Source organism: Methylobacterium endophyticum, from assembly GCF_050591105.1.
Classification (GTDB): domain Bacteria; phylum Pseudomonadota; class Alphaproteobacteria; order Rhizobiales; family Beijerinckiaceae; genus Methylobacterium.
The window spans coordinates 181,138-206,857 of the sequence record NZ_JBNHES010000007.1 but is presented as its reverse complement, the minus strand read 5'-3'; the positions used below and the strand labels follow the sequence as shown (position 1 = coordinate 206,857).

Below are 25,720 nucleotides of genomic sequence, written 5' to 3'. Positions count from 1 at the left end.
CGAGGTGTTCATCGCGTCGGTGCGCGCCATTCGAAGCGGCCCGTTCCGTCCTCGTCGGTCCACAGGGGGACGGCGCGGCCGATGATCTGGTCGGTGGAGGTCAGGCCGAAATAGCGACCGTCTAGGCTGTCGCGGACCTGCCAGTTCATGAGGAAGACTTCGCCGGTCGGGATACGGCGGCAGCCCTGCCAGATCGGCAGGTCGCGCCCTGCGCGATCACGCGGCAGCGCATCGCCCATCTCGACGCCGTCGATCGTGACGGAGAGGTTCGAGCGGCAAACGGTCTGCCCGGAAACGCCGAAAATGCGCTTCAGCAGCGGGACGCCTTTGGGAAGATAGCCGCGTTCGGCCATAAAGGTCGCGAGCGGCTCGGGCGCATCGACGGCAACGAGATCGGTGACGTCGAACGGGCCATCGACGTCGATCGTGTAGAAGCCGATGGGGGCGCTCGCCGATGCGTTCCACAGGAGCTTGATCGGCATCGGGGTGAGCGCCGGATAGCTGATGCCCGCGGTCGCGAGAGCCATGACGAGGAAGAGACCGGCGCGCGTCACGACCGCGTCCTCCGGCGCAGGAGGAAGGCGCGATGCTGGTCGAGCGTATAGGGGCGCGGCTGATGTCCAGCCGCCATCCGATTGTGGACGTGACGCCAGTGTTCCGGCGAAACGGCGTCCGCCTCGATGCCGATCGCTTCGATGGCATCGACGTGGCGCAGCACGTCTTCGACCTTCGGCCATCCGTCGATCCTGAGCAGGATTTCACCGCCCGGCCGGACGAAAGGCAGCGTCTGGTAGGGCTCTCCGGGCTCGACTCCGCGCACGATGTCGATGCGCGAGATGATCGTGCCGAAGTCGTTGGCCGCCCATCGCACGAACGCGAATACGGTGTTCGGACGGAAGGAGACGACACGCCGGCGGCGGTCGAGGATCTGTTCATGCGCCTCACGGCCGAACCTGATCCAGTATTCGATCTTCTTCTCGATCCACGTCAGTTCGACGTGGGTCATGCTGTCATTGGGGAGCGCTGACGGCAGCGGGCCGCCGCGCATGCGGGGAGCCGCAGTGCCGGTCATGTGGTGTCTCCTGGTGTCGAGGGGAATTCACGCGCGAGCAGCTCGCGCAGCATGTCGGCGACGGTGACGCCGCGCCCGAAGGCGGCGATCTTGATCCGGCCGCGCAGTTCGGGCGTCACATCGATGGTGAGCCTGGCGGTGAACGCAGCGACGTCAGCGGCGCGTGGTGCGTCGTCCGCAGCCTTGATCCATTGGTCGGGATCGGCGGGGCGTGCGGCGAAGCCGCGACGGGGGGATCGTTCGTTCATTGTGCGCCCCCGTCGATCCGCAGACGCAGGAGTTCATCGGCGAAGGCCGCGATCTCGCGTGCGGCCGATGTCGCATCGGCGAGTTCGGCGACCAGGCGGCCGGTCTGCGCGGCGGCGGCGAAGGCGATACGTTGGCCGATGGTGGTGGCGAGCAACGGTGGATCGTGATCGGCCAGGGTCTCGGCGGTCTCGCGGGCCAGGACGGTGCGCGCACCGCAGCGATTGAGCACGAAGCGGGCGACCAGTTCCGGGCGATAGACGCGGGCTTCGCGGAGCAGCGCCAGCATCTCGGCCGATGCCCAGCCGTCGAGCGGCGACGGCTGCGCCGGGATCAGCACGAGGTCGGCGGCGAGCAGCGCCGAGCGCATGAGGGCTGCGACACGCGGCGGGCCGTCGATGACGACATGGTCGACATCGCGGGCCAGTTCCGGCGCTTCGCGGTGGAGCGTGTCGCGCGCCAGGCCGACGACGCCGAACCGGCGCGGCAGGCCCTCATGGCTGCGCTGCTCAGACCAGTCGAGGGCCGAGCCCTGTGGGTCCGCGTCGATCAGGGTGACGCGCTGACCGCGCCCGGCGAGTTCGCCGGCAAGGTTGAGCGCCAGCGTCGTCTTGCCGACACCGCCTTTCTGGTTGAGGAACGCGACGATCATCGCGCACCTCCAGGCCGATCGAGGAGCGGAAGCTGATCGGGGGAAGCCGGTTCGCTCTCTTTCCGGCCCGTCTGAGCTGCTGGAGCACCCTTGAGCGGTGATTTGCCGGCGGCGCGGAGGTTCGCTGCGGCGGTACGGATGAGGTTTTCCACATCGCGCGCGCGCTCTTCAAAGTTAGATTCTTGGTTAGACTCTAAGTTAAGGGCGCGAATCCGCCCACGATTTCCAGACGTTAAAGCCGGACTGGGTTCCTGATGGCACGAGCCTCGGGTTCCCGATGGCACGATAGGTCGGGTTCCCGATAGCACGAGGCCATCCACAGGTTTTCCATAGGCGGCCAGTGGCTCGAAAGCCAGCAGCGTGCGCCCGCCGATTTCCACCTCGAGCGACAGGACGTAGCCGGGCAGTGGTTGGCGCCGCACGATGTCACGCAGTTCGAAGGCGAAGCGCTTGAACGGCGACAGGCTGCCGGATTTGAGGTGGAGGTGGCGTAGGTCGAAACGCCAGCCGCCGCGCTGACGGCCGCCGTGTTTGCGCACGATGCGGTAGAGCCAGCGATCGAGGCCGCCGGTGAGATCGAAATAGGCCGGATCGATGGTGAGGATGAGCGCGTCATCGAGGACGGCCTTGTAGAACCAGTCGGGGACGATCAGCTCGATGCCATCCGGTCGTCCTTGGCGATCCGTGCGCTCCTGCCACTCGTTTATCCACGAGAAGCGGTGACGGCGGCCTTCGGCGGGCTGGCGGATCGACGTCGAGATGGTGGTCGATTGCAGCCGGTCGAGCGCGGCCTTGAGCCGCTGATAGTCGCGCATGGATGTGCCGCGCCCGACATAGGTGAGGATCTCATAGGGTGTCGCCGCCATCAGACGCGAGGTGCGCAGGCCCGCGTCGCGGGCCTCGACGATCTGGCTGGCGGCCCAGATCAGGATGTCGGCGTCCCAGATCGTGGCCATGCCATGATCGGGAACGGCCTCTACCCGGATGGAGACGCCGCCCGCCGAAAAGTTGATCGGCGCTATGCGGTGTGATTTCGAGAGGGAGAAGAAGGGATAGGCCATGAGATCCTGCGCGTCTCGTGGCGCGAAGTCGCCGGGAAGTGCGCGAAACAGGTCGAGCTGCCCACGCTCCGAAGGGTCACGACGACGCACCACCATGAAAGGGACCAGCCACGATCAGCGTGCGTGTCGGCCGGCGATCTGGCCGGTCGGTAGCGTCTGGCGCTTTGCGGGAAGCACGGAGCCGCGCGGATCGGACGTCGAGGTCACGGCGCCGCGCTCGGCCCAGGTCTCCAGATCGTCGACTGAATAGACGACGCGCCCGCCGAGTTTGTGATAGGCCGGACCAGTGCCGTAGGTGCGGTGTTTTTCGAGGGTGCGGGCGGACAGGCTGAGAAATTCAGCGGCTTCCTTGGTCCGCAGGTAGCGTGGCGGGAGCGCGGCGGTATCGGGTCGCATGGGGCGGGCCTCCGTGGGGTTGCTGGGGGCCGCTGGCGATCAGCGGCTGACAGCGACAACGGTGGCGGAGAACCTCCGGCGGGATGGATGGGGGACTTGGGATGGCTAAATTCCCCACCCCTGTCGGTGGCGCAGGCTAGGTGCGCCGACGATGCCGAAGCAGGTGCAGATAGCCGCCATCGATGAGGGCCAATCCGGCTTCGGCGAAGGCGATCACGGCATCCCGCAGCGGCGAGGTCTTCCAAGGGTCAGTATCGATGCGCGCCGCGCCATAGATTGCGATGGCGATGTCGCGATAGGTCGCGCCGTTCATGCGGCCGTCAGCAGCACGAAGTTTGAGGCGAAAGCGGCGGCGCTGCTCGGCGGTCATGCGCGTGTCGCGCAATGGCGGACGCTGGAGCCAGGCGCGCGCGAGGCGTGTCAGCGCATCAATGCGATCGAGGATGTCGTCATCGATGGGGACGACCGCCGCAAGCTGGTCGTGTGCGGATATGCCGGGTAGGAAGAGTAGCTGGAGGTCGTGCTCGGGAAGACCGGCATAGGCTCCTTCAGGGCCATCACGTCCCGCAGCGAACCTGTCGGCGAGGCTGTTTGAGCTGGACGGCAGAAAGCTCGGCCGCGCTGTCAGAAAGAGGACGGCGGGATCGCTCTGCGGCGACCACACCACCTGTTGCTGTAGGGCAGAACGACCTGGTCTTGCAGGGAAATCGCAACCCCCAGCGCTGCTGCCTGTCGTCAGGCAGCGGCTGAGTCTCGGCGCCAGCATCGACCAGTCTGGCGTAATCGTCCTGATAAGGGCGGTATCTGCGAAGGCACTCCCAGGCGAGACCCTCGATCGGAAGTGTATCGAAGAAATCGTAGCTGCGGTCGTCTCGCCAGTTCGATGTATCGGGCCTCATCGCATCAACTCTCCCGCGTGGTGCGCGTAAGTCGAGCGTGTGATTTTTCGGGGCGCGACGAGGGTGTTGGAAGCCCGGAGGAGGGCATTGCGTGATGTCGAAAGGGCATCACGCCGGTTCGCAAACCTCTCAGCGGTGAGCCGGTCGCAGGAGGTGCCGATAGCCAGTGTGTGTCATCCAGCGGGCGCGTTCGAGGTGGCTGTCATGGATGCGGCGGCAGCGTTCGGGTTCACGGGCGGGATCGAGGTCGAACAGCACCCGCACGGCTTCCTCCCAATGCGCGCCGTCAGCGGCCGCATCCAGCAAGCGCATGTATAGTTTGGCGTGCGACTTGTCGTAATCGGTGAGATCTTGCCCCGATGGCGCTAGGTCCTGGAATGGTGCGGTCATGGTGCAGACTCGGCGAATATGCGGTGCCTGTCTATTATCCATGTTTGATCCGAAATGGAGGCAGTGCGAATGATGAGGAACCTGGCTGCCCACAGGTCAGCGTAAGCCTGTAGATCGGTTCGGCTTGTTTCCGCGATCATCGACCAGCAGCACTCCTTGCCCTCGGTCGGTCGACAGGAAGACGATGCCGGCAGCTTCCAAGGCCCTGCGTGCCTGATCGCGCGTCGTCTCGTACACATCGAGCCCGCTTTCGGATTCGAGGCGCTTGAGCGCGGTCAGCGATAGGCGGGCCTTGTCAGCGAGCGTCTCCTGTGTCCAACCCAGCAACGCGCGTGCGGCCCGTGATTGTCGGGCGGTGATCATGCATGATCACCTCCCATCGCAACCGGCGCGCGCTCCAGAACTACGGCTATTTTAGTCGTATTGGCCCGTTTCTGCCAGCTCAAAGAGGTTGCCGAAGGGCCGTGTCGTGCTGGCGCGATTTGCCGATTCGGGCAATCGAGGCGTTGTCGTCAGTGAAGCGAAGGTTCTGCGGGCTGGCTTTTGCAGTAAAGCTGGAGCGCGCGCCTTCGGTGTGACCCGACTATTTGGGGCACGCATCTGCGATCGGGTGCGATTTGAGCAGGAAGGCGGCCCCGACCTCTCGGCCGGGGCCTTGTGACGCCGCCTCAGTCTGCGCGGCGGCCGTTGGGGCGGGACCAGATCAGCGAGTAACCTTCGCCGTCTTCGTCATCGAAGAGGTTGGCGTAGATCGGAGCGTTGAAGCTCGGATCGTCGAGCTTGAGGCCCAGATAGTCGCGGCCCTCGTTGGAGCGCTTGGACCAGGCGGCGCCGATCTCGGCGCGGCCGACCAGGACCCGGTGGCTGGGGGCGTTCTCGCCGCTGGCGCGCAGGTCGGGGACGATGCGCACGCCCTTGGCCTGGACGCTGAGGGTGACGATTTCGCCGCCGAATTCGTTCGAGCCGGTCTTCTTGAAGGTGCCGATGGTCGCCATTGTAAGTCTCCGTTTTCCGTTTCGAGCCCGCACCATTGCGGCCTCGATGGCGATCGACCGGACGGAGGCGAGCGACGACACATCGCTTGCGACCGCAGCAAAGCGGAGGATGGCGCAGGCGCGACTTTGTTGTTTCGCGAGGAATGACGGCGCAGCCGGCAGGGGAAGAAAGTCGGGGCCAGCCGTTGTGGCTTAGGCGCTCGAGGCAAAGCCGTCCTTCGGCCAGATCAGGCCATTGAAGGGGCCGTTTTGGCGCGGGTGCCGGACGGACCGACGGCGGAGACGGCGGCGACCTTCGCATTGGCCCGGGAAGTCCGACCGGCGATCACAGGCGTAGACCTCCCTCGAACAGGCCTGCGCTGCGCATTTCGCCATTCCGCCAGCTCTGACGAAACGCCTCGACGCTGAGGGGCTGCCGGCCACGATGTCGTTGCCGCCCCGACGCGCTCCTTCGTTCCGTGACAGGTGGGCGCAGCCGATGCTTCGCGATGCCGCTTCCCCATCGGGCGACCAGATGGCGTGGAGGGCAAAGGTATATGCCGCTGGATCCCGCCGCGATGGGCGCTGCGGGTTTAGGCGTGGGACACATGCCCGGCAGATGGGTCGGAGGCCGCCATTCCAGTGATGCGCACGAAGGCGACGATGCCGACCGCGATCGCTCCGATGACGGAGAACACGGTCTGCCATGTCTCCGATGGCATGGTGTGTTTCACGATGCCATGGGTGGCATGGAATCCGGCGACGACGGCCGGGGCGACGAAGGCTGCGGCGATGAGCAGGCGTGCCCAGGTCGGACGGACGGTGGCGAGCAGGAATTGGCCGATGCCGAAGGTCAGGCCGGCGGCGACAAAGCCGACGACAATCGCGCCGAGCCAGCCCGCGCCTGTGCCATAGGCCCATGTGCCGGCAGTCACGCCCGCGAAGAACGGAAGAGCGAACACCGCAAGCGTGAAGAGGAGCCAGCAGAGGAAGCCGATGGCGGCGATGCTGAGGAGAATGCCGATGAAGATCATGGTGGTGTCTTTCGTCAAATGTCAGACGGATGCGCCTCCACCACCACCACGGCGCACACGCGAGATTAGCAGAATTCGAGCTGCGGGGGGAGCAGAAGCGTGAAGCGCCCGCCGACTGCGCGACCCGGTTCGCCTCATGAGGCGAAGGGGTCGATTTCGCCGACGATGGCGTTTTCATCGCCATCATATTCCGACGTCGGGGTGACGGAGAGCGTGCCGTCTCCGGCGCGATAGATGACGATGGCCGCCATCAGGGTGGTAGCGAGGCTGAAGGCGAAGGCGTGAGCGGTTTGGAAGGACATCGATCTGGCTCCTGTTTGAGCGGAGGTCCATCCCCCGCTGACAGGCGCCCGAAGAGTTCGGCCGGTGGCCGCAATCACCGTGCAGGCGAAGCCGGAGCGGCGGCACGCTATGCGTAGTCCGACCCTTTACGGGTTGATGGCGTCAGGCCATCGGCTGAACCCAAGGATCAGCGTCTTGAAGCGGGGGTGGTCGTCCGATCAGGAGACCGGATTGTCTGCTTGCCGCGAGGGCTGTTGCCGCCGGCTCGGCTGGCCTCACCTGCGCTGCCGGTGGCCGGATGTCAGCGCCCGGCCTTCCAGGGATCGATGACCGTGACATTCGCGGCCTCGAATGCGCTGTTGTCGCGCGTGGCGACGGCAAAGCCCTTGGCGGCTGCGATCGCCGCGATATAGCCGTCGGGAGTAGGGAAGCCTTTCCCGGCCGTTCGGGCTTTGACGGCGAGATCCGCATAGCGGCGCGCAGCATCGACATCGAACGGGAGGACGCGGTCTGCGAACAGTTCCATCACCCCATCCAGGGCTTCGGTGAGACGCTCCTTGCGCTTGCCCTCGGGGAGCGCGCCGATGCCGAACATCAGCTCGGCGATGGTGACGCTGGAGAGAAAGAGTGTTTCCGCCGCCTGTTCGTCGAGCCATGCGCGCACGGCATCGTCGGGAGCGGGCTTCATCGCCTCCGATACGACATTGGTATCGAGGAGGATCATTCGAAGCTCATCGGCTTGGCGGGCGCCTTGTCACGCGCCTGGTCGAGGGCCTCGACATCCTCATTGGTCAAGCCAAGGCGACGGCTGCGTTCCGCGAGCGCCGTGCCGAGCCGGAGGCGCGTATCGGGGCGGACAGCCATTTCGAGGATGTCGCGCATTTCCGCTTCGGCGCTGCGGCCGTGCTGCGCCGCCCGCACCTTGAGGGCGCGATGCGTCGCGTCGGACAGATTCCTGATCGTGACTGCGGGCATGATAGCGCCTCCTGCAAGTTTGATAGCGATGATGGCATAATATAAGAATTGCTATCATTTTTCAAGGCGGCCGGTCCCGGCGGCGCTCACGCGCCGCCCGAGCCGAACCGATAGACCGGGATACCCATCTTGCGGGCCTTGTCGGCCAGGTTGTCCTGAATGCCCGTGCCGGGGAAGATCACGACCCCGATCGGCACGATGCCGAGCATCTGGTCATTGCGTTTGAACGGTGCGGCCTTGGCGTGCTTCGTCCAGTTCGGCTTGAAGGCGACCTGCGGCACCTTGCGGCTGTCGGCCCAGCGGGAAGCGATCTTTTCGGCGCCTTTCGGCGAGCCGCCATGCAGCAGCACCATGTCGGGGTGCTTGGTATGGATCTGATCGAGCTTGGCCCAGATCTGCTTGTGGTCGGCGGTGTCGCCGCCCGAGAAGGCGATCTTCGGGCCGGCGGGTACGAGTACCTCGGTATCTGCGCGCCTCCTGGCGGCGAGGAAATCCCGGCTGTCGATCAGCGACGCGGTGAGGTTGCGATGGTTGACCCGTGATCCGGTGCGTTGCGACCAGGGTGAGCCGGTGGCGATGAGGTAGCGTCCAGCGGCGGCTTCGCGGAAGGTTTCCATGCCGTCGCGGCGGTCGATCAGGTTCATGCCGATGTCGATGAGACGCTCGAGCTGGAGGGACTTCACCTCGGAGCCATCCTGTTCGCGCTGAAGCTGCCTTTGCGCCTGCTCGTTGTCGTCGAGCTTCTGTTCGATGCGGTCCACGGCGCGGTGGAACATATTGACGGTCGACCAGAGGAGATCGGGGAGATCGAAGTCGAGGCTGGTGTCGGTGATCGTGGCGACCAGGGCGTCGAAGATGTCGGCGACGGCGCCTTCGATGATGCGGTCTTCCGGTGGCGGGCGCTGGTCCAACTCGTCTTCGGAGGGGCGATAGCCGTGGAGCTGCAAGTCCTGGATCAGATGGTCGGTCGGGGATGACTCGTGGTGCGGTTCGTAGTCGTCGTGCTCGCTCATGGGATGCTCCGTCGGCAAGGACCGCGACCGTCGCGGCCTTCATGGCGACGAAGCCGTCGGGCGGGACGGACCTGCACCCGGAGCGGAGCGTAGGGCCGAAGCGCCAGCGGAGGATGGCGAAGGCCGGCGATTTTGTTTCGCGATGGAAAGGCGCGGGTTCGGGGTCCCCGCGCGGCTTGCCGCGTGGGGTGGACATGCGCCGCCGGAAAATCGTCGGCCGCAGCCATTGCTGATCCGGCCCGGCTGATGGCCGATCGCCCTCTCGAAGGCCGAGGCGCGGTCCTTTTGCCGTCACTGGCGCATCGTTGCGGCATGGGGGCTGCGCGCCACCTGTCAGCCCCTTCCGGCTAAGCGGCCAGGTTCATGAAGCGTGCGACGTCCTCTGGAGCGAGCTGCACTCGAACGCCTGCCCGAAGTGCGTCGATACCGAGCCGCCGCAGATCCTCGTTGAAGTCCCCGAATGCCGGCGACAGTGGGATGGCCTCGATTCCCTCGGCGTTCGCCCGTTCGATCAGTATGTCCCGCGCGCCGTCACCGGCCGGATCGTCGTCTCGGACGATATAGAGCCGCCGCAAAGTCGCCGGGAACAGGATGGCGGCCAGATGTGCTGCCGAGAGCGCCGGCGCCATCGCCATATCGGGTAGGACCTGCCGGAGCGACAGCATGGTCTCGATACCTTCGCCTGCCGCCATCACGCTGCCGGGCACACCGATGCGGACGGCATTGCCGAGGAGATCGCCCATCGCCTTGCGCGGTGTGTCGATGGGGGCTTTGTCGGAGCCGTCAGGCGCAAGCCAGGTGCGGTGCGCGCCGGTGATCTTGCCAGCGAGGTCGGTGACGGCGGCGATCATGGCGGGCCAGGTCTCGGTCGGGCCATCGTCGGGCTTGTAGTAGCAGCGGGGGTGGAAGCGCAGGTTTCCGGTTCCGTGCAAAAGCGTAATGTCGCGTCTGCGCAGATAGGTCTGCACGATTGTCCCGGTGATTGGTTGCGTCATGGCGATGAGACGGCGTGCTGCCTCGGGCGACCCCGATGGCGCTGGCGCCAGTCCGCGGCGTGATACCGGCTCGGGTTCGGGATGCGGCAGGCTGAGAAAGGTGCGCGCCTCTTGAGCAACGTCTGTGAAGTCGATGAGGCCGAGCGATTCCCGGATGATGTCGAGAAGGTCGCCATGTTCGCCGGTGGCGGCGTCGGTCCATTTGCCCGCTGGTCCCTTCGGTGTGTCACGCAGGCGCACGAACATGGAGCGGCCTGCGGCATTACGAGCATCGCCAACCTGCCAGTAGTTGCCCTGCCGGTGGCCGTTGGAGAGATAGTGGCGGCAGACCGCCTCGGCCTGTCGGCCGAGACTGTGTGCCAGTTCAGAAGCGTCCTGCCGAGCCATCACGCTGCCTCACGCTCGCTGATCCGCTCGACCGGATAGGTGGCGAGCAGCTTATCGATGATGGCGGGGCCAGAGGCATCGACCGGAACGAAGAAGCGCAGCTTCCACGAGATGATCTCGCTGAAGAGGCCATAGGCGCGCAGGCGATCCCGCATGGTGTCGGTGAAGCCGGACAGTTCGATCCGGTTCGCGCCCATGACGCGCGCGCGGCGAAGCTGGAGCCCGCTGGCCAGGTCGAGGATGGTGCGACCGTCCACCAGAGCGGCATAGGCATCATCGCTGCTGAGGTTGGCCGTTCCCGTCGAGGCGGCATTCATGGCCCAGGCGGGCGAAACCCGTCGCCCGATGATGCGTTCGCCATCGTCGGTCTGGAGCCGATAGACGCGCGTCGACTCGTTCGGCAGGCGCTTCCACACCGGCAGGAGCAAACCGCTGACCATGTGGATGGTGCCATCGGTATAGGCCGGCACTTCGGCGACTTCACGTTGCCAGACCGCTGCAAAGCTGTCGCGAGCGGCTTCCTGCCAATGGCTGTCTTCCATCATGGCGAGGCTTGCGTGGTGCTGTTCCATCGGCCGGATCAGGCGGACACGGCGCTCGATCTCGCCATCGTCGAGCATGATGGACGGCGCCGGCACCTGGACAGCAGCGCGTCCCGACCGCGCGTTGATGAGCAGCCGGGCATGCGGATCGTCGAGCCAGCCGAGCGCCGTATCGAGCGTGGTTGGCTGGTTTCGGCGGCGCTCGGTGATGGTGAGCAGCCGCGTCTGCGCACCCGTTGCCGGATGGGTGTAGATGGTCGTGCGCTCAGCGACGACGAAACTCTCCGCCGTCAGCGTTTCCAGCCCGACATCATAAACGCCGCTGGCGATGGCTCCGGCCACCTTGGCGTCGAGCAATTGCTCGAAGGCGGTGAAGAGGATGCCCTGAAGCTCGATGGTCAGCGCCAGCAGGCGGTTGAGGAACGTGGTGATCGGCGGCAACTCGTCCTTGATGCCGTTGTCATCGGTCAATTTCAGGCCGGTCGCGGACTCGAAGCGACCCAGCGAGCACCCCTCGACCTTGCCGCGAACGATCAGGAGATAGAGCTGCCGCAGCGCATCGCGGGCGTAGCTCGATTCCAGATTGTCCTCGGGCCGGAACAGACCCTGGCCGCCGGTCTGGCGCTGACCGCGCGTGATCGCGCCCAGCGTATCGAGCCGGCGTGCGATCGTGGACAGGAAGCGTTTCTCGGCTTTGACGTTCGTGGCGATCGGGCGGAACAGCGGCGGTTGCGCCTGGTTGGTGCGGTTGGTGCGACCCAGACCCTGGATGGCGGCGTCGGCCTTCCATCCGGGTTCGAGCAGATAATGCACGCGCAGACGCTGGTTCTTCGCTGACAGTTCGGCGTGATAGCTGCGGCCAGTGCCGCCGGCGTCGCTGAACACGAGGATGCGCTTCAGGTCGTCCATGAACGCAGCCGTCTCGGCAAGGTTGGCGGATGGCGCGCGGTTTTCGACGGCGAAGCGTTCGCCTTTGCGGACGATGCGCCGGGAACGGCCCGTCACCTCGGAGACCATATCTGTGCCGAAGCGCTGCACGATCTGATCCAGCGCCCCCGGAACGGGTGGTAAAGACGCAAGACGTTCGATCAGCTCGTCACGGCGCGCGACAGCTTCGCGGCTCTCGACGGGGTGGCCGTCGCGATAGACCGGGCGCGAGGACAGATTGCCCTCGCCATCCGTGAACGGCTCGTAGAGCTGGACCGGAAAGGAATGGGCCAGATAGTCCAGAACATATTCGCGCGGCGTGATGTCGACGCGAATATCGTTCCATTCCTCTGTCGGGACTTCCGCCAGCCGGCGCTCCATCAGCGCTTCGCCGGTCGAGACGATCTGGACGACAGCGGCGTGGCCGTCATTCAGGTCACGTTCGATGGACCGGATCAGCGTGGGCGTTTTCATCGACGTGAGCAGATGGCCGAAGAAACGCTGCTTGGCGGACTCGAAGGCCGAGCGGGCGGCGGACTTGGCCTGGCGGTTCAGTGTGGCTCCCCCACTATCTGGGCTACCGGTGATGTTGGCCGCCAGCATCGCGGCGTCGAGATGATTGTGGATGACGGCGAAGGCGCTGGCGTAGGCATCGTAGATGCGCCGCTGCTCGTCGGTCAGGGCGTGCTCGATCAGCTCATATTCGACGCCATCGTAGGAGAGCGATCGGGCGGTATAGAGGCCCAGCGCACGCAGATCGCGGGCGAGCACTTCCATGGCCGCGACACCGCCGTCCTCGATCGCCTCGACAAATTCGGCGCGGGTGGCGAAGGGGAAATCCTCACCGCCCCACAGGCCGAGCCGCTGGGCATAGGCGAGATTGTGAACAGTGGTCGCGCCGGTGGCGGAGACATAGACGACGCGCGCGTTGGCCAGGGCGTGCTGAAGCCGAAGGCCCGCGCGTCCCTGCTGCGAGGCGGCAACGTCGCCGCGTTCTCCCTTGCCGCCTGCGGCATTGGCCATGGCGTGGCTCTCGTCGAAAATGATCACTCCATCGAAATCGGAGCCCAACCATTCGACGATCTGCCGGACGCGGGAAACCTTCTCACCACGGTCGTCGGACCGTAGCGTGGCATAGGTTGCAAACAGGACGCCTTCCGACAGCGTGATCGGCCGCCCTTGCGGGAAGCGCGACAGCGGCGTGACCAGCAGGCGCTCCATGCCGAGCGCGGACCAATCGCGCTGCGCGTCCTCGATCAGCTTGTCGGATTTGGAGATCCAGACCGCCTTGCGGCGACCGCGCAGCCAGTTGTCGAGGATGATGCCGGCAGATTGACGGCCTTTGCCGGCCCCGGTGCCGTCGCCGAGCATGAAGCCGCGCCGGAAGCGCATGGCGTTTTCGGCATCGGGCTTGGCCGCTTGCACGAGATCGCAGGTCGCATCGACGGTCCAGGAGCCGGTGAGGAAGTCCGAATGGGCTTCGCCGGCATAGATGACGGTTTCGAGCTGGGCGTCCGACAGGAGATCGGTGATGTTCGCGGGCAGCATCGGCCGATAGGCCGGCTTGGGCGGTGCAACACTCGCCATGGCCGCCGACTGCACGAGCTTGGTGGGGTGCGCCTGAGAACTGGTAATACGGATCGACTGCAATCCGTATTCTTCATAGATCGCATCCGTGAGGTGGGCGCCTTCCGGCGGCGTCCAGTCCATCGTGTCGTAGGCGAGTTCAACGCCCTGCGGGTCCATGGTGGAGCGTGCGGCCGGATGCTCCGTGGCGGTACGCGCAAGATAACCCCGCACGGTGCGGGGCGCCGAGCCCGACACGGGCGGCGCGATGTCAGGCAGCGTGACCGGCAGGCGCGGTGGAATCTGCGCTTCGATCCATGCGAGCAGTGTGGCGCCGTCGGGCGCGAGGCCAGCGGACAGGGGAAACGCGGCCGGGTCTTCGGCCGGCAGCTTGTCGATGACGGTGAGCCGCGTTTCGATGCTCGTGCCATGCTTGGCATAGACAGAGCCGTGGATCGCCGCGGTGAAGACGACGCGGCCACGCTCTTGAAGCCGAACGAAGGTGTCGCGCCAGGCCGGTTGCTCGGGGCCGAAGTTCGCGCCGGTGATCGTCACCAGACGCCCACCATCGGCAAGCCGCGCCAGGGCCGAAGCAACATGACGCGCGGCGGCGTCGGCGACCCGACCGGAGACGTTCGCCATCACCGAGAAGGGCGGGTTCATTAAGATGACGGAAGGGATGGCGCACGTCGGAAGGTGGTCGTCGATCTGGGCGGCGTCACACCGCGTGACGGCAAGGGCTGGAAAGAGTTGGCCAAGTAGATCGGCGCGGGTTTCCGCCAGTTCGTTGAGGAGCAGCGAGCCACCGCTGATCTCGGCGAGGATGGCGAGAAGACCCGTGCCTGCCGACGGCTCCAGCACAATGTCGTGCGGTGTGATCGCGGCGGCCGCGACAGCGGCGAGGCCGAGCGGGACCGGTGTCGAGAATTGCTGAAGCGCCTGGGCTTCCTCGGAGCGACGGGTGTGCGTCGGCAGAAGACCGGTGATTTTCGACAGGGCGGCAAGCCGTGCAGCCGGAGTGCCGGCTTTACGGAAAAGCGCACGTCCGTATTTGCGCAGGAACAGGACGGTCGCGCCTTCACAGGCTTCGTAGGCCGTCTTCCAGTCCCAGGCGCCGCTCGTGTCGGAAGCCTCGAAGGCCGTTTCCATGGCGATGCGGAGATTGGCGTTGTCGATCCGCTGGCCGCGTTCGAGCAGGGTGAGAAGCTGATGGGCGGCGGCGATGATGGCGGACGCGCGGGCAACGGGCGCAGCCGGACCGGCTACGGGGGACATGATGTTCATGGATCGGAACCTCGGGAGAGCGGGAACGGGAAGCCCGGACGGCGCTCTCTCTCGACCGCGCGGACTCAAACCCGTCCCGGCGGCCCTCTCACTCTCGAACACGTCGCTGCCGACATGAAAAAAGCGCCTCGGCCGAGCGGCAGAGGCGCTTTGAGGGGTCAGGCCCAGTGTCCGTCGGTGATCTCGCGGGCGACGAGCCTGCGCGCCTTGCGGATCAGGTCATCGCCGCTGGTGTCGATGTGCCGGAAGAACCGGGCGCGCGCGCCGTTCGCGGTCCAATCGGCATAGGCGCAATATTCGCGAGCCTCGGCCCGGAAGGCCCGCATGTCGCTGGCCCAATGGGGCTTGGGTTCCACGACGACGGTGATGCCGTCTCTGGTTTCCAGCCAGGGAAGCGAGCGCTCTGCGGGCGGTCGCTCACGATCGGCGGCGAAGATGGCGTCGATGTCCATCATGGCGCTTCTCCGGGCGTGCCCGGATGGATGAAGCCGCCAGGATCGCCGGGGTCGGGCGGCAGGTAGGCGTCATAGGGATTGCCGTCGGCGAGGTGGCCGAAGGGCGTGAAGACGAAATCACCATCGTCTCGTCCCACCGCGCAGATGACGTAACGCGGGGCGCCGGTCACGGCATCGAGGCATTCCATGAGCGCAAGGTTGCCGTCACCGGCAGCGCGCAGCAGCGTTTGAAAATTGCTCTGGGCATGGGACGGAATGCTCATAGCGGGCCTCCCTCGTCGGAGAGTGTCTGGTCGAGCCAGCCATCGGTGTAGATCCAGTCGACGGTCTCCCCGCTGGCGAGATCGAGGACATGCGCGCCGCCCCCGAAGCCGTCGAGCCGGGGCTTCGAGCAGGTGTTGGCATATTGGAAACCCCAGCGGCCGCTCAGGCCGAATTCTGCGGCGCAGCGCTTCACGAACTGGATCAGGCGCTCGGGATCGCCGGTGACGTCGTCGTGCATCCAGAGCTGCGTGCCGCCATGCTCGGGCTGGATCGAGAGGAGGAAGCCGTCGGAAGGCGGTTCTTCCGATGCGCCGGCCTCGGAGAGGCGGTTGTAGAGGTTGAGCGCGCGGGCGGCGTTCTCGGGCGTGCCGACATCGAGCAGGCACGAGAAATGGGTGAAATAGTCGGCCATGACAGGCTCCTGAAACGAGAAATGCCCGGCCCGCGCGGTACAGCCGCGCAGGCTGTCGAGCGTGGGACCGGGCGGTGTGGAAGATCGGGGTGGGATGCGCGGGACGAACGGCGCCGCCCCGCGCGATCCGCGCTATTCGGCGGCGACGGCGTGCTGGACCTCATCCTCGCCGGTGTCTTCGTCCTCGCCGTCCTCGGTGAGGAAGTCCGGCAAGGCGGTGTCTTCGCCGGTATCGGCCTGATCGCCATCGATGGACGCCAGGCGCAGCGGTTCGGGCAGCCAGCCGCTGTCGGTCAGAAGGCGTTCGGCTTCCTTGGCCATGTCGCCCTTCTTCATGTGGTCGATGAGCTGCGCGGCCCGCTCGCCGGCACCTTCGCGGACGGCCTCGAGAATGCGGGGCTTGGTCACGCGGCCGAGATAGTTGCCGACCGTGGGCTTCCAGCCTGCGGCCACCATGTCCATGCCCGTAGCCCGTGCGAGCCGGTCGGCCTGCGCCAGACGCACGTCGAGGCCATGCTGGCTGACGCCCGAGCCGGAATAGGGGTTCGGACGTTCGAACAGCGCATTGACGCCGTAGCTGACGCAAAGCGCCAGAAGCTCCAGGCGCGTGCCGTCATCGAGATCGGTCAGCCATGCCCAGAGCGCCTGATCGTCAGCGGGGATGTGATCCCCCCAGCGTTCGTGGCGATCGTTGACCGCCTGCGCCGATGGGCTGTCCTTCAATTCCTCGGACTGGGCCGAGAAGAAGATGTGGCGGACATTGGCCTCGAGGCAACCGGACGGGTTGGTGTGGATGAAGGTGTCGCTCAGAAGCTTGTGCAGCAACATGGTCATGGCGACGTGCGGATGTTCCGCCAGCGCGTTGCGCAGCGCCAGGGTGCGATGGGCGGTCAACTCGATCACGAGACGCTCGGGCAACGGCTTGATGCCGTCTTCCTCATCGTCCTCGGGCTCGGCGGGCTTGCCACCGATGGTGATGACCGCGCGTTGGACGGCCGGCGTATCGGGCTGGTCGCCCCCGGACGCCTCGCCATCGGGCTCGGCCTGGGGTTCATCCTCGGTGCGGACATAACCGCGGTCGATCGACAGCGAGCCGTCGGCGTCGAGGCTGACGAAGGCGCCGGCGATTGCGATGTCGGCCTGATCGTAGCTGACGGGGCGGTTCTCGAAGGCCTCCAGAGCCTGCTCGATCTCGCCGAGACGTTGATCGATCACGTCTGGCAACTCGTCGGCCTCGGAATATTCCGCTTCGATCCGGTCATATTCCTCGCGCAGCGCTTCGCGGGTCGCACGCTCCTCGTCGGTCAGATCGACCGCAACGCCGGCGAGTTCACGCAGGCCGTGGTCGTGGCCATAGGGGAAGCTCACCGCGACCTCGATCCACTTCCAGCCTTCCTCGGCGATCTGATCGGCGGTGGCTTTCAGCTTCTCCGCCACCATACGGTCGAGCAGGACGGGGTCTTGCAGCCAACCGCCGTCGTCGGACTGGAACAGATCGCGCAGCACGACGCCGCCCGCGGCCTCATAAGCCTCGATGCCGATGAAGACGGCCCGCTTGTCCGAGGCGCGAACCGCGGTCTCGGTCAGCATCCGCCGGATCTGATAGGGCTCCTTCTGCCAGCTATCCTTGATCGCGTCCCAGACCTGCCCCTGACGGGCATGGTCGGGGCTGACGGTGAAGGCCATGAGCTGTTCGAGCGTCATGCCGTCATCGGCATAGATTTCGAGCAGGGTCGGCGAGACGGAGGCGAGGCGCAGGCGCTGCTTTACCACCGTGACGTTGACGAAGAAGGCCGCCGCGATGGCCTCCTCGGTCATGCCCTTGTCGCGCATGGCCTGAAAGGCGCGGAACTGGTCGAGCGGATGGAGCGGTGCGCGTTCCATGTTCTCGACCAGCGATACTTCGTCGACGAGGATGTCGCTGTTGGCGTCGCCGATGACGCAGGGCACCGTCGCCGTCTTGGCCAAACGCTTCTGCTTCACGAGCAGTTCGAGTGCGCGATAGCGGCGACCGCCGGCAGGCACTTCGAACATTCCGGTCTCCGCGCCATCGGCGTCGAGGACGGGACGGACATGGAGGCTCTGGATGAGGCCGCGCCGGGCGATGGACTCGGCCATTTCCTCGATCGAGACGCCGGCCTTGACGCGGCGGACGTTGAACTGGCTCAGCACCAGCTTGTTGAAGGGGATGTCGCGCGCCGACGACAGGGTGATCTTCTGGATGGCACTCGCCATGTTCGTTACTCCGCGACGGGCGGCCGGGAGACCCTCTCTCGACCTCCAACCCGTCACGAAGCGAAGCGCCGCCCTCTCACTCTAAGAAGGGCAGCGCCGCAGAAGCGGAAAGGCGTGAAGCCGGAGTCCCGCTTTCCCGCCTTTCCGGTTTTCAGGATCGTTACGCTGCGCGAGGCCTCCCATTAATTGGGTCACACACAATCCATTCATGTCGGAGTGCGGCTTGCTATCGCCGGCTACGCTTCCACAAGCGACCAGTCGATGCGTAGCCGGTGCCCCCTTACCTTGCCTTTGGGGAGGGCTTTGCGGTCGATCAACTTGCCTCGCACCTCAAAATCCGCGTTGATCTTCACGATCAGGATCTTGCTGAAATTGCGCTCAAGATTGATCTCGACAACATCACAGTTCTTGAATGGCGTGATGGTTTTCACCTCAACGAAGTCATTGCCAAGACGGCCATCGGACCCCTTGGCGTAATTGCGGTGCAGCTTGATGCCATGGGTGATCGCGCCATACAGCTCGCCAATGTCACCATATACTTGCAGGTGTCTGCCGGTGAGATGGTAATATTCCTCGGCGGTGCCGATCAGCGACTCAAAGACCGATACAAGCGACAGGTCGGCATTGGGATAGCGCGCGCGCCACTCTTTATATTGAATTTGCTGATTGATTTCGTCCCAGCTCACCCATTCACCATCATCCCATATGGCGTTATCTGGCCCCAAGGTGTTTTCCATCACGAGTTTCGAATCCCACTGCGTCCTGTTGCCTGCAAAGGCTGGGGGAAGTCTACAGCAAGGTCAGTAATGGACTGTTAAGCCTTGCGTGGGCCGATTTCACCATGTGTGTCCATCACGCCGCTTCCCGTCCGTGGCCGGCCATGCCGACATCCGCATCCGGCAGGAAGCCGAGCAGCCAATCGGCCGCCTTGCTGGCCTGGGAGGCGGCGCGGACGATGGCGCGATTGTCCTCGCGCAGCACCTCGAGCCAGGCGCCGATATAGTCGGCATGGCGGACGGTCGGTACGATGCCGAGAGACGCGCAGCAGAAGGCCGCATTGATCTCGGCCCGTTATCTGAACAGTCAAGCTGTCTCAGCGGACTTTCATCAGCCGAAACCAGCCGATCTGGCGGCGTTGCGCGGTTTTAGAACGGGTGAGACACTCGGGAGTATCTGGAGGGCTGCTCTTCGCATTGCGGTTCGTGGTTTTTACGACTGCTCAGCGAACCGAATGCGACTGGTGAAGGGATTTCTTTCGTGCAGACTGCTCCGCGGCCGTACCGGTCGACCACCTCACTTACGCTCAAAGCATCTCGCCGATATCTGACGCGCCGCTGGGATATGCGAACATGGTGGTCTTCAACTGCTCTGCCGTCAGCCCTTGCCTGATCGCCAGTGCAAAGATGTTGATCACTTCGTCAGCGTGCGGACCGACAAGATGGGCGCCGAGGATGCGGTCAGTGTCCGCGTCGACCAACGTTTTGAAGCCATACACCGTCTCGGCCTGCTGGCGTGCGGTGAACCAGCCGTCCACGCGCTCGGTCTTTACGCGAACGTTCAGGCCTTTCTCACGCGCCTTGGCTTCGCTCATGCCGACGGCTGCGATCGGCGGGATGGTGAAGGCGACACTCGGAACGCCTGTGTATTCAGGCCTGACCGTGTTGCCGTTGAGCAGGTTCGCCGAGACTACCTTCGCGTCATGGCTTGATACCGGAGTGAGCGGCGGTCCTAGGCCGGCGGCATCACCTGCTGCGTAGACCGCGGGGTTGGAGACGCTTTGCAAAAATCCGTTCAACGCCAGCCGCCCGTTATGGTGCTTTACGCTCCCGGCATCGAGATCGAGCGTCGCGAGCGCCGGCGCCCGACCCGCGGCATGGACGACCAGATCTGCGTCCATATCGAGTTCGCCGTCAGGACAGTCCGCCCGGACGCGATAGCCGTCTGATACCTTCTCAATGGCGGTCACCCCTGCCTGTGTGCGGACATTGATGCCGCGCTCGCTGAACTTGTCCATCAGCCAGCCGACGAGATCGGGGTCGAATTGCTTGAGCATTCGCTTCCCGTGCTGAAGAATTGTGACCTGTGCTCCGGCGCGCGCCGCGATGTGCGAAAACTCGGCCGCGATATAACCGCCGCCGACAAGGACGATGCGTTCAGGCAGGCTCTCCAGTTCCAGGAAGCCTTCATTGGTGATCAGGTGCTGCTCGCCCGGAATGCCGAGCGGCACGGCCTCGGCGCCGGCGGCGATCACGATACGGTCCGCCTCGATCCTCTCTCCTCCGAACTCGAGCGCATTCGGGCCGATAAAGCGAACGTGACCGTGGAAGGCGTGAATCCCTTTGTCGGCAAAGGCTTTCTCACGCTTCTGCGGTACCGGATCGGTGAAGCTGCGCTTGAAGGCCATCAGTCCCGTCCAATCGAGCGTCGCGTCCCCTTCGATTCCACGTCCGCTCATGCGCCAGGCGTGATCAGCCGCCTCGGCGCCGCCGACCATCATCTTCTTCGGATCGCAACCGCGCAAGGCGCAGGTGCCCCCGAAGGGCCGGAAGTCCGCGACGGCGACGCTCCAGCCAGCCGCACGAACCCTGTGTGCTGTTACGATCGCAGCCGTTCCCGTGCCGATGATCGCAAGGTCATATCTCTTCGCCACTAGATCTCCTCCAACATTGTCACGTTCGACATCCGAGCCTTCACGGCTCAGCCGGCGCAGCATGAGAGCTTCGCCACGTCCTTGTCGAAGGCAAGAGCCGCGAGCTTCAGGCCCTCAACGGTGGTGAGATACGGAAAGAGCGTATCCGCGAGGTCGTCGACGGTGAGGCCGTGCCGGATTGCCAGGGCCGCCGTCTGGATGCTGTCGGCTCCCTCCGGTGCGAGGATATGCGCCCCGAGCAGCCGGCCGCTGCCAGCGTCGGCGACGAGCTTGATGAGCCCGCGTGTGTCTCGGGCGGCAATCGCGCGCGGCACCTGGTCGAGACCGATCGTGGAGACACGGACGGCGTGGCCGGCGGTCCGCGCAGCCGCCTCTGTCAGCCCGACGCTCGCCACCTGCGGATCGGTGAAGACGATGGCCGGCATGGCACTGTTGTCGTAGCGCAGGCTGTCGCCGTTGAGGGCGTTCTTCGCCGCGAGCTTGGCACCGTAGGCGGCCATGTAGACGAACTGATCGTGACCGGTGACGTCGCCGGCAGCGTACACGCCCGATCTTGTCGTGCGCATGCGGTCATCGACGAAGATGCCGCCCTTCGGCGAGAGAGCGATCCCATGCTCGGCGAGCCCGAGACCTTCGATATTGGGCGCGCGGCCCGTCGCCACGAGCACCTGATCGGCGTCGATCGTGACGTCCTTGCCGTCGCGATGGACAGTGAGTGCAACACCGTCCGCGGTCTTGCGGATCGTCCGGTACGTGATGCCGGAAATCACCGCGATGCTCTCGTCCATGAAATACCCCGTCAGCGCCGTGCCGATCTCGGGTTCGGCCTCCGGAAGGAGACGCGAGCGGCACACCAGCGTCACCTCGACGCCGGCGCGGGCGAACATCTGGGCGAGTTCGGCCCCGATATAGCCGCCGCCGATCACGAGCAGAGATCGGGGCAGCGCCTCGAGATCAAGCGCCGTCGTGCTCGTCAGGTATGGCACGGTCTCGATGCCTGGGATGACAGGGACGGCCGGTCGCGCGCCGGTCGCGATGATGATCTTGCCGGCTGAGACAAACGTGCCGTCCACCTGGACGCCGCCGTCCACGATGCGCGCCGGCCCTTCGCGATAGGCGATGCCGTTGTAAGCCGGGAGCAGGTCGGCGTACTTGGCCTGACGTAGCTCCGAAACCAGCGCGTCCTTCTGACGGACGGTTCCGCCCCAGTCGGTCAGTTCGGCCTCGGCCGTGATGCCGGCGAAACGTGCCGCGGCTCGGGCATTGTGGAGCGTCTCGGCGGCGCGGATCAGCGTCTTCGACGGCACGCAACCGATATTGACGCAGGTGCCGCCGATGGTGCCGCTGCCGATGAGGGCCACCTGGGCGCCCTGATCGGCTGCCGTGATCGCGGCCGAGAAGCCGGCCGAGCCGGCGCCGATGATGGCAAGGTCGTAGGAACCATTGTTGCGGCCATTCGTGCCAAGGCGCCGATGCGTCACGGGCCTGTCCGGCGATGCCGTATCGCCCGACGATTGAGGCTCACCTTGTGTCTCGGCCGCGTTGTTGCCGTGGCCGGCGATTGTGCCGATTCCGGCAAGGCTGGGCCCGAAGATCGCCCGACCTGCTTCGAGAGCTTCCTCGATCGACAGCCGGAATCCCGGCTCGTCTGCAGGACGCTGCCGGCGCCACGCGGCGAGGTGATCGTCGGAACAGAAGAAGGATGTTGCAGTGCACAGCGAGTTCGCAGCGCATCCGCCTTCGTAATGGACGCTGAGCCATACGACGGCCGTCGTCGGCTCAACGTCGGCCAGAGCCCGGCCCCGTTCCTGCGTGGTGATCCGGACCGGCGCGCCGCAGTGGCGGCAGCGCGAGACGATCGAGATGTCTTGGTCGGTCATAGCGCCGATGCCGAGCGCGTCGACCGCGCACATCGCAGTAAGAGTGCGTCCGTCCAGTGTGACCCGGTGGCCGGTGTCGCGGTCGGTGAAGGGATACGCGCCGACAATCATGTCGCCATCGAGTACGACGAGGTCGCGACGGCGGAGCTCTTCGAGCAGCGCACGGACGGCTTCCTCGCTCAGCCCCGCACGCTTGGCAAGCGCGCTTGGGGTCGGGGCTCGCCCGTGTTCGGCGTAGAGCTGTAGCAACGCAACGCGCACGCGATCCGTGGCCGCCTCGTAGCCGCTCCAGCGGTTGAGCACATGGTCGGAGCCGACCATGGCCAGCAGGGCCTCCTTCACCACGGGTGACGAAACCACCGACCAGTCCGGAAACGTCACACCCGGCCGCACGGCCAAGCTCGGCACCGTTGCGGATGTAGAAACCGTCGCCTTGTCGCGGGACGCGGAGGATGTGCAGCAATCGTTCATGGCTTCAGGCCTTCATTCAGAATCTTCGTGTTGGAACAGACGACCTTTGCACGGCGATGATGGATGCCGCAGGCGACAAGCCCGAGGCCCGCGGCGATCAGGGAAAGCACGACCAGACCCGAACCCGTCAACCACGCGCCGAGGCCGGCCAGCGGCGGGGGCACGGCAAGGAGTGGCGCCGCGCAGCAGATCGCAACGACAATGGCGCCTGCGGCGCCGGTGCGGATCAGGGCGCGGTCATGCATGTCAACTGCCTTGCTCCTGCGTCGGGCGGGCCGGATAGCCGGCATTCATGCTGGCGGCCGCGATGGCATCCGGGGTCGTCTGCGCGTCGTCGAAGGTCACGGTCGCGGTCTTGGCTTCGAACGAGACGGCCACCGTCGAGACCCCGGGGACCGCCGCCATCGAGGTCTTCACGATGTAGGGGCAGGAGGCGCAGGTCATGTTGTCGATGGCGAAGGTGACTGTGCGTTCGGTAGCGAACACGGCAGGCGCGGTCATCACCGACATGATCAAAGCAAGAGCACTCAAACTCTTCTTCATGGGACGGGTCTCCTCTTGGTGTCAGGCGGAAAGCAGCAGCGGGGCGACGTAGTCGAATGCGAAGGCGGCCGCGACGAGCACCGTCGCAAACCAGAGCGCGATCTGGACAATGCGGCTGGGGATCGGGCGCGCGCAGGCAGCATCCTCGGCGCAGGCCCGCCTCGGCTTCCAGTAGACGAGATAGAAGCCGTAGCCGAGAACGCCCGTCGTCCCGGCGACGAAGAGCGGCTTGTAGGGCGCGAGCGCCGTCAGATTGCCGATCCAGGCGCCACCAATGCCTAGGCTAAACAGGATGAGCGGGACGATGCAGCACGAGGAGGCGGCAAGCGCGCCGAGAATGCCGCCGACGGCGACCAGGCGCTGCCGTCCGACTTCGGCTCGGTCCGACGCGAGCACGTCGGTCGTGGCGGACGTCATGCCCGCCGTGCTGGGTCGCGATATATCCATGTCCGATCTCGCTTTCCTTGCCGAAATCCTCATTGCGCAGTACCATGCGGTCTGTAGCAACTACAGGGTCAAGAGGGATTTTTGCGATGCGCGATCACGCTGGCGTGAAGGGCCTGCAGCGGGCTGAGCTCGCCCGGCGGACGGGCAGCAATCTGGAGACTGTGCGCTACTACGAGAAGGTCGGGCTCCTGCCCGAGCCACCGCGCACGGCGGCCGGCTACCGCAGCTACGACACGACGCACGAGCGGCGCCTTCGCTTTGTGCTGCGGGCACGCGAGCTCGGCTTCTCACTCGACGAAATCCGCGAGCTGTTGCGCCTGGTCGACGAACGCGACCAGCCCTGCGCCGAGGCAAGCGCGGTCGCCGCCGCGCATCTCGACGATGTGCGGGCGAAGATCGCTGACCTGAAGCGCATGGAGCGGGTGCTCAAGGACGTCGTCGCGCAATGCGCCGACGGCACGCGGCCGGAATGTCCGCTGATTGAGGCGCTGTTCCGGGAGCGAACTGTCAACTGATCGGGTCGAGGAGCGCCTATGCGGCGCCCCTGACGTCGTTCCGGCAAGCGTTGCCCTGCTGGGCGTGCAGCCAGTCGGCGATCTGCTGCGCCTTGGCTGCGGCGGTGAAGATCGCGCGCTTGTCGGAGCGAAGCACCTCGAGCCAGGAGGCGATATAGCTGGCGTGGTCGGGCCGCGGCTCGACGCTGAGATGGAGGTCGGCGCAGATCATGGCGCTCAGGAGCTCGACCGTGCATTCCTCCATAGCATAGGCGGCCGAGCCGAACCGTCCGGAGAGATCACGGTCGAGGCGATGCCTGGCGCCGGAGGCGTGCCCGCATTCGTGGAGCAGCACGGCGTAATAGGCTGCGGCATCGCGGAAGCAGGCGAAGTCGGGCATCTGCACGTGGTCGGTGGATGGGCGGTAACAGGCCTGCGATCCGCCGTGGCGGATGTCGATGCCGAGCGCTGCGCAGAACCGTTCGGCCCGCTCGATGCGCTCGGCCTCGGGTAGCACCGGTATCTCGGGCGGCGTGTAGCCGTCGACCTGCGCGCAGTTGAAGACCGTGTAGCCGCGGGCGAACATGCGCCGGGCGGGCTCGTCGCGATCCTCGTCGCCGTCCTGTACGTCTGCCTTGCCGTGGCGATCGACGGTCTTCCAGAACACGACGAGGTGCCCGCGCTCGCCCTTGCGGACCTGGGCGCCGAGCGCCTGCCACTGGCGATAGGTGCCCCAGATGCCGGCGGGAAAGCCGGCGGCGTGCGCGGCGGCCCAGAGTGCGATGACGTTGACGCCACGATAGGCCTTGCGCGAGGCGACGTTGACGGGCGTAGTGATGGCCGATCCGTCGTGGTGCCAGGGCATCCGGTACTGGTCGGCGCCGGCCTCGATGGCGGCGATGATCTGGCTGGTGACACGCTCGTAGATGTCGTTCCGGGGCTGGGGTGTGCGATCGGTGGTCATGGCTGCCTCCTGTGTTCGCCCTCTCCGTCGAGGGCGAGGCGGCAGGGGCAGACGCGGGAAGCCGGGCCGTCACACCCTGTTCTCGGTGCTGGTGCGGAACAGGGTTGATGGGCCGGCAGCGTCTGCCACAACCCGAGCCCTGCTTCGACGGGCGAGCACGGGAGGCAGCCATGACCGGCGAGCGGCGCCTGGACCGGTCAGGATGAAGCG

At 65.6% G+C, this 25,720-nt stretch carries 30 protein-coding genes and 1 pseudogene; 1 reads left to right on the top strand and 30 read right to left on the bottom strand.

Translation table 11 applies throughout. The features are described 5' to 3' along the window. Window positions 1-8 precede the first annotated feature (8 nt). From ACP56T_RS10785 to ACP56T_RS10645, 29 genes and pseudogenes are all read right to left on the bottom strand, one after another. Entirely contained in the window at window positions 9-554 is a 546-nt protein-coding gene (locus ACP56T_RS10785) for a S26 family signal peptidase (RefSeq protein WP_242219564.1), read from the bottom strand. Beyond that, window positions 551-1,072 carry a DUF2840 domain-containing protein gene (locus ACP56T_RS10780; RefSeq protein ID WP_242219562.1) on the bottom strand — a complete coding sequence of 174 codons (522 nt, stop codon included), beginning with the start codon at window positions 1,070-1,072 and terminating at the stop codon, window positions 551-553. The genes ACP56T_RS10785 and ACP56T_RS10780 overlap by 4 nt, the downstream gene beginning before the upstream one ends. After that, window positions 1,069-1,320, bottom strand: coding sequence for a hypothetical protein (locus ACP56T_RS10775; protein WP_242219560.1), 252 nt, complete (start codon window positions 1,318-1,320; stop codon window positions 1,069-1,071). The genes ACP56T_RS10780 and ACP56T_RS10775 overlap by 4 nt, the downstream gene beginning before the upstream one ends. Beyond that, window positions 1,317-1,970, bottom strand: coding sequence for a ParA family partition ATPase (gene parA, locus ACP56T_RS10770; protein ID WP_242219558.1), 654 nt, complete (start codon window positions 1,968-1,970; stop codon window positions 1,317-1,319). The genes ACP56T_RS10775 and parA overlap by 4 nt, the downstream gene beginning before the upstream one ends. Next, window positions 1,967-3,127 carry a replication initiator protein A gene (locus tag ACP56T_RS10765; RefSeq protein ID WP_242219556.1) on the bottom strand — a complete coding sequence of 387 codons (1,161 nt, stop codon included), beginning with the start codon at window positions 3,125-3,127 and terminating at the stop codon, window positions 1,967-1,969. The genes parA and ACP56T_RS10765 overlap by 4 nt, the downstream gene beginning before the upstream one ends. An 18-nt stretch (window positions 3,128-3,145) precedes the next feature. Then, window positions 3,146-3,427, bottom strand: a complete 282-nt coding sequence (locus ACP56T_RS10760; RefSeq protein ID WP_242219553.1) for a helix-turn-helix transcriptional regulator — start codon at window positions 3,425-3,427, stop codon at window positions 3,146-3,148. A gap of 136 nt (window positions 3,428-3,563) precedes the next feature. Next, a complete protein-coding gene (locus tag ACP56T_RS10755; RefSeq protein ID WP_347342744.1) occupies window positions 3,564-4,091 on the bottom strand; it encodes a DUF2285 domain-containing protein in 528 nt (175 codons plus the stop codon). Further along, on the bottom strand, window positions 3,985-4,326 hold the full coding sequence (locus ACP56T_RS10750) for a transcriptional regulator domain-containing protein (protein WP_242219549.1): 342 nt from the start codon (window positions 4,324-4,326) through the stop codon (window positions 3,985-3,987). The genes ACP56T_RS10755 and ACP56T_RS10750 overlap by 107 nt, the downstream gene beginning before the upstream one ends. A 129-nt stretch (window positions 4,327-4,455) precedes the next feature. Beyond that, complete coding sequence (locus ACP56T_RS10745; protein WP_047167743.1) at window positions 4,456-4,716, bottom strand: DNA -binding domain-containing protein; 261 nt, start codon at window positions 4,714-4,716, stop codon at window positions 4,456-4,458. A gap of 96 nt (window positions 4,717-4,812) precedes the next feature. Next, complete coding sequence (locus tag ACP56T_RS10740; RefSeq protein ID WP_045811379.1) at window positions 4,813-5,079, bottom strand: helix-turn-helix domain-containing protein; 267 nt, start codon at window positions 5,077-5,079, stop codon at window positions 4,813-4,815. Between the two features lie 305 nt (window positions 5,080-5,384). After that, window positions 5,385-5,711 carry a DUF736 domain-containing protein gene (locus tag ACP56T_RS10735; protein ID WP_041535876.1) on the bottom strand — a complete coding sequence of 109 codons (327 nt, stop codon included), beginning with the start codon at window positions 5,709-5,711 and terminating at the stop codon, window positions 5,385-5,387. Between the two features lie 572 nt (window positions 5,712-6,283). Further along, a complete protein-coding gene (locus ACP56T_RS10730; protein WP_061929712.1) occupies window positions 6,284-6,724 on the bottom strand; it encodes a hypothetical protein in 441 nt (146 codons plus the stop codon). A gap of 134 nt (window positions 6,725-6,858) precedes the next feature. After that, the gene (locus tag ACP56T_RS10725; RefSeq protein WP_168168942.1) at window positions 6,859-7,026 is read right to left on the bottom strand and encodes a hypothetical protein; all 168 of its coding nucleotides are present in this window, start codon (window positions 7,024-7,026) and stop codon (window positions 6,859-6,861) included. A gap of 281 nt (window positions 7,027-7,307) precedes the next feature. Next, window positions 7,308-7,730: a type II toxin-antitoxin system VapC family toxin gene (locus ACP56T_RS10720; RefSeq protein ID WP_242219548.1), complete on the bottom strand. Its 423-nt coding sequence runs from the start codon at window positions 7,728-7,730 to the stop codon at window positions 7,308-7,310. Continuing rightward, on the bottom strand, window positions 7,727-7,981 hold the full coding sequence (locus tag ACP56T_RS10715; RefSeq protein ID WP_012110103.1) for a FitA-like ribbon-helix-helix domain-containing protein: 255 nt from the start codon (window positions 7,979-7,981) through the stop codon (window positions 7,727-7,729). Before ACP56T_RS10715 ends, ACP56T_RS10720 begins: the two co-directional genes overlap by 4 nt. 86 nt (window positions 7,982-8,067) lie before the next feature. Continuing rightward, on the bottom strand, window positions 8,068-8,994 hold the full coding sequence (locus ACP56T_RS10710; RefSeq protein ID WP_242219546.1) for a DUF2493 domain-containing protein: 927 nt from the start codon (window positions 8,992-8,994) through the stop codon (window positions 8,068-8,070). A 347-nt stretch (window positions 8,995-9,341) separates the two neighbouring features. After that, the gene (locus tag ACP56T_RS10705) at window positions 9,342-10,376 is read right to left on the bottom strand and encodes a DUF7146 domain-containing protein (protein WP_242219543.1); all 1,035 of its coding nucleotides are present in this window, start codon (window positions 10,374-10,376) and stop codon (window positions 9,342-9,344) included. Then, entirely contained in the window at window positions 10,376-14,695 is a 4,320-nt protein-coding gene (locus tag ACP56T_RS10700) for a strawberry notch family protein (RefSeq protein WP_242219541.1), read from the bottom strand. The genes ACP56T_RS10705 and ACP56T_RS10700 overlap by 1 nt, the downstream gene beginning before the upstream one ends. A gap of 158 nt (window positions 14,696-14,853) precedes the next feature. Beyond that, entirely contained in the window at window positions 14,854-15,150 is a 297-nt protein-coding gene (locus ACP56T_RS10695; protein WP_242219539.1) for a hypothetical protein, read from the bottom strand. Continuing rightward, entirely contained in the window at window positions 15,147-15,413 is a 267-nt protein-coding gene (locus ACP56T_RS10690; protein ID WP_047167751.1) for a DUF6117 family protein, read from the bottom strand. Before ACP56T_RS10690 ends, ACP56T_RS10695 begins: the two co-directional genes overlap by 4 nt. After that, window positions 15,410-15,826 (bottom strand): hypothetical protein, encoded by a 417-nt coding sequence (locus tag ACP56T_RS10685; protein ID WP_242219537.1) that lies wholly within the window; start codon window positions 15,824-15,826, stop codon window positions 15,410-15,412. Before ACP56T_RS10685 ends, ACP56T_RS10690 begins: the two co-directional genes overlap by 4 nt. Before the next feature lie 132 nt (window positions 15,827-15,958). Then, window positions 15,959-18,061 carry a ParB/RepB/Spo0J family partition protein gene (locus ACP56T_RS10680; RefSeq protein WP_242219535.1) on the bottom strand — a complete coding sequence of 701 codons (2,103 nt, stop codon included), beginning with the start codon at window positions 18,059-18,061 and terminating at the stop codon, window positions 15,959-15,961. Between the two features lie 236 nt (window positions 18,062-18,297). After that, window positions 18,298-18,798, bottom strand: coding sequence for a hypothetical protein (locus ACP56T_RS10675; RefSeq protein ID WP_064332273.1), 501 nt, complete (start codon window positions 18,796-18,798; stop codon window positions 18,298-18,300). A gap of 115 nt (window positions 18,799-18,913) precedes the next feature. Continuing rightward, window positions 18,914-19,129 (bottom strand): annotated as a pseudogene (locus tag ACP56T_RS10670) (zincin-like metallopeptidase domain-containing protein); the annotation flags it as partial. A gap of 235 nt (window positions 19,130-19,364) precedes the next feature. Continuing rightward, window positions 19,365-20,774: a dihydrolipoyl dehydrogenase family protein gene (locus ACP56T_RS10665; protein ID WP_246670937.1), complete on the bottom strand. Its 1,410-nt coding sequence runs from the start codon at window positions 20,772-20,774 to the stop codon at window positions 19,365-19,367. Beyond that, on the bottom strand, window positions 20,759-23,062 hold the full coding sequence (merBA, locus tag ACP56T_RS10660; protein ID WP_012112815.1) for a bifunctional organomercurial lyase/mercury(II) reductase MerBA: 2,304 nt from the start codon (window positions 23,060-23,062) through the stop codon (window positions 20,759-20,761). The genes ACP56T_RS10665 and merBA overlap by 16 nt, the downstream gene beginning before the upstream one ends. Further along, window positions 23,059-23,307 carry a hypothetical protein gene (locus ACP56T_RS10655; RefSeq protein WP_036742955.1) on the bottom strand — a complete coding sequence of 83 codons (249 nt, stop codon included), beginning with the start codon at window positions 23,305-23,307 and terminating at the stop codon, window positions 23,059-23,061. Before ACP56T_RS10655 ends, merBA begins: the two co-directional genes overlap by 4 nt. A gap of 1 nt (window position 23,308) precedes the next feature. Next, window positions 23,309-23,605: a heavy-metal-associated domain-containing protein gene (locus ACP56T_RS10650; RefSeq protein ID WP_012112816.1), complete on the bottom strand. Its 297-nt coding sequence runs from the start codon at window positions 23,603-23,605 to the stop codon at window positions 23,309-23,311. Between the two features lie 21 nt (window positions 23,606-23,626). After that, on the bottom strand, window positions 23,627-24,022 hold the full coding sequence (locus tag ACP56T_RS10645) for a mercuric transporter MerT family protein (RefSeq protein WP_231771510.1): 396 nt from the start codon (window positions 24,020-24,022) through the stop codon (window positions 23,627-23,629). Window positions 24,023-24,138: 116 nt separating this feature from the next. Here ACP56T_RS10645 and ACP56T_RS10640 point away from each other — a divergent pair, with 116 nt between their 5' ends. After that, window positions 24,139-24,567, top strand: coding sequence for a MerR family transcriptional regulator (locus ACP56T_RS10640; protein ID WP_012112818.1), 429 nt, complete (start codon window positions 24,139-24,141; stop codon window positions 24,565-24,567). 16 nt (window positions 24,568-24,583) lie between these two features. Here the strand turns inward: ACP56T_RS10640 and ACP56T_RS10635 are convergent, their stop codons facing one another. Then, window positions 24,584-25,510: an ArdC family protein gene (locus tag ACP56T_RS10635; protein WP_012112819.1), complete on the bottom strand. Its 927-nt coding sequence runs from the start codon at window positions 25,508-25,510 to the stop codon at window positions 24,584-24,586. Window positions 25,511-25,720 lie beyond the last annotated feature (210 nt).

Excerpts from the sequence above, each read along its gene's own strand:
- ACP56T_RS10780 (WP_242219562.1), bottom strand. The coding sequence starts at position 1,072 with ATGACCGGCACTGCGGCTCCCCGCATGCGCGGCGGCCCGCTGCCGTCA.
- ACP56T_RS10775 (WP_242219560.1), bottom strand. The coding sequence starts at position 1,320 with ATGAACGAACGATCCCCCCGTCGCGGCTTCGCCGCACGCCCCGCCGAT.
- parA (WP_242219558.1), bottom strand. The coding sequence starts at position 1,970 with ATGATCGTCGCGTTCCTCAACCAGAAAGGCGGTGTCGGCAAGACGACG.
- ACP56T_RS10765 (WP_242219556.1), bottom strand. The coding sequence starts at position 3,127 with ATGGTGGTGCGTCGTCGTGACCCTTCGGAGCGTGGGCAGCTCGACCTG.
- ACP56T_RS10760 (WP_242219553.1), bottom strand. The coding sequence starts at position 3,427 with ATGCGACCCGATACCGCCGCGCTCCCGCCACGCTACCTGCGGACCAAG.
- ACP56T_RS10750 (WP_242219549.1), bottom strand. The coding sequence starts at position 4,326 with ATGAGGCCCGATACATCGAACTGGCGAGACGACCGCAGCTACGATTTC.
- ACP56T_RS10745 (WP_047167743.1), bottom strand. The coding sequence starts at position 4,716 with ATGACCGCACCATTCCAGGACCTAGCGCCATCGGGGCAAGATCTCACC.
- ACP56T_RS10740 (WP_045811379.1), bottom strand. The coding sequence starts at position 5,079 with ATGATCACCGCCCGACAATCACGGGCCGCACGCGCGTTGCTGGGTTGG.
- ACP56T_RS10735 (WP_041535876.1), bottom strand. The coding sequence starts at position 5,711 with ATGGCGACCATCGGCACCTTCAAGAAGACCGGCTCGAACGAATTCGGC.
- ACP56T_RS10730 (WP_061929712.1), bottom strand. The coding sequence starts at position 6,724 with ATGATCTTCATCGGCATTCTCCTCAGCATCGCCGCCATCGGCTTCCTC.
- ACP56T_RS10725 (WP_168168942.1), bottom strand. The coding sequence starts at position 7,026 with ATGTCCTTCCAAACCGCTCACGCCTTCGCCTTCAGCCTCGCTACCACC.
- ACP56T_RS10720 (WP_242219548.1), bottom strand. The coding sequence starts at position 7,730 with ATGATCCTCCTCGATACCAATGTCGTATCGGAGGCGATGAAGCCCGCT.
- ACP56T_RS10715 (WP_012110103.1), bottom strand. The coding sequence starts at position 7,981 with ATGCCCGCAGTCACGATCAGGAATCTGTCCGACGCGACGCATCGCGCC.
- ACP56T_RS10710 (WP_242219546.1), bottom strand. The coding sequence starts at position 8,994 with ATGAGCGAGCACGACGACTACGAACCGCACCACGAGTCATCCCCGACC.
- ACP56T_RS10705 (WP_242219543.1), bottom strand. The coding sequence starts at position 10,376 with ATGGCTCGGCAGGACGCTTCTGAACTGGCACACAGTCTCGGCCGACAG.
- ACP56T_RS10700 (WP_242219541.1), bottom strand. The coding sequence starts at position 14,695 with ATGAACATCATGTCCCCCGTAGCCGGTCCGGCTGCGCCCGTTGCCCGC.
- ACP56T_RS10695 (WP_242219539.1), bottom strand. The coding sequence starts at position 15,150 with ATGATGGACATCGACGCCATCTTCGCCGCCGATCGTGAGCGACCGCCC.
- ACP56T_RS10690 (WP_047167751.1), bottom strand. The coding sequence starts at position 15,413 with ATGAGCATTCCGTCCCATGCCCAGAGCAATTTTCAAACGCTGCTGCGC.
- ACP56T_RS10685 (WP_242219537.1), bottom strand. The coding sequence starts at position 15,826 with ATGGCCGACTATTTCACCCATTTCTCGTGCCTGCTCGATGTCGGCACG.
- ACP56T_RS10680 (WP_242219535.1), bottom strand. The coding sequence starts at position 18,061 with ATGGCGAGTGCCATCCAGAAGATCACCCTGTCGTCGGCGCGCGACATC.
- ACP56T_RS10675 (WP_064332273.1), bottom strand. The coding sequence starts at position 18,798 with ATGGAAAACACCTTGGGGCCAGATAACGCCATATGGGATGATGGTGAA.
- ACP56T_RS10665 (WP_246670937.1), bottom strand. The coding sequence starts at position 20,774 with ATGCTGCGCCGGCTGAGCCGTGAAGGCTCGGATGTCGAACGTGACAAT.
- merBA (WP_012112815.1), bottom strand. The coding sequence starts at position 23,062 with ATGAACGATTGCTGCACATCCTCCGCGTCCCGCGACAAGGCGACGGTT.
- ACP56T_RS10655 (WP_036742955.1), bottom strand. The coding sequence starts at position 23,307 with ATGCATGACCGCGCCCTGATCCGCACCGGCGCCGCAGGCGCCATTGTC.
- ACP56T_RS10650 (WP_012112816.1), bottom strand. The coding sequence starts at position 23,605 with ATGAAGAAGAGTTTGAGTGCTCTTGCTTTGATCATGTCGGTGATGACC.
- ACP56T_RS10645 (WP_231771510.1), bottom strand. The coding sequence starts at position 24,022 with ATGACGTCCGCCACGACCGACGTGCTCGCGTCGGACCGAGCCGAAGTC.
- ACP56T_RS10640 (WP_012112818.1), top strand. The coding sequence starts at position 24,139 with ATGCGCGATCACGCTGGCGTGAAGGGCCTGCAGCGGGCTGAGCTCGCC.
- ACP56T_RS10635 (WP_012112819.1), bottom strand. The coding sequence starts at position 25,510 with ATGACCACCGATCGCACACCCCAGCCCCGGAACGACATCTACGAGCGT.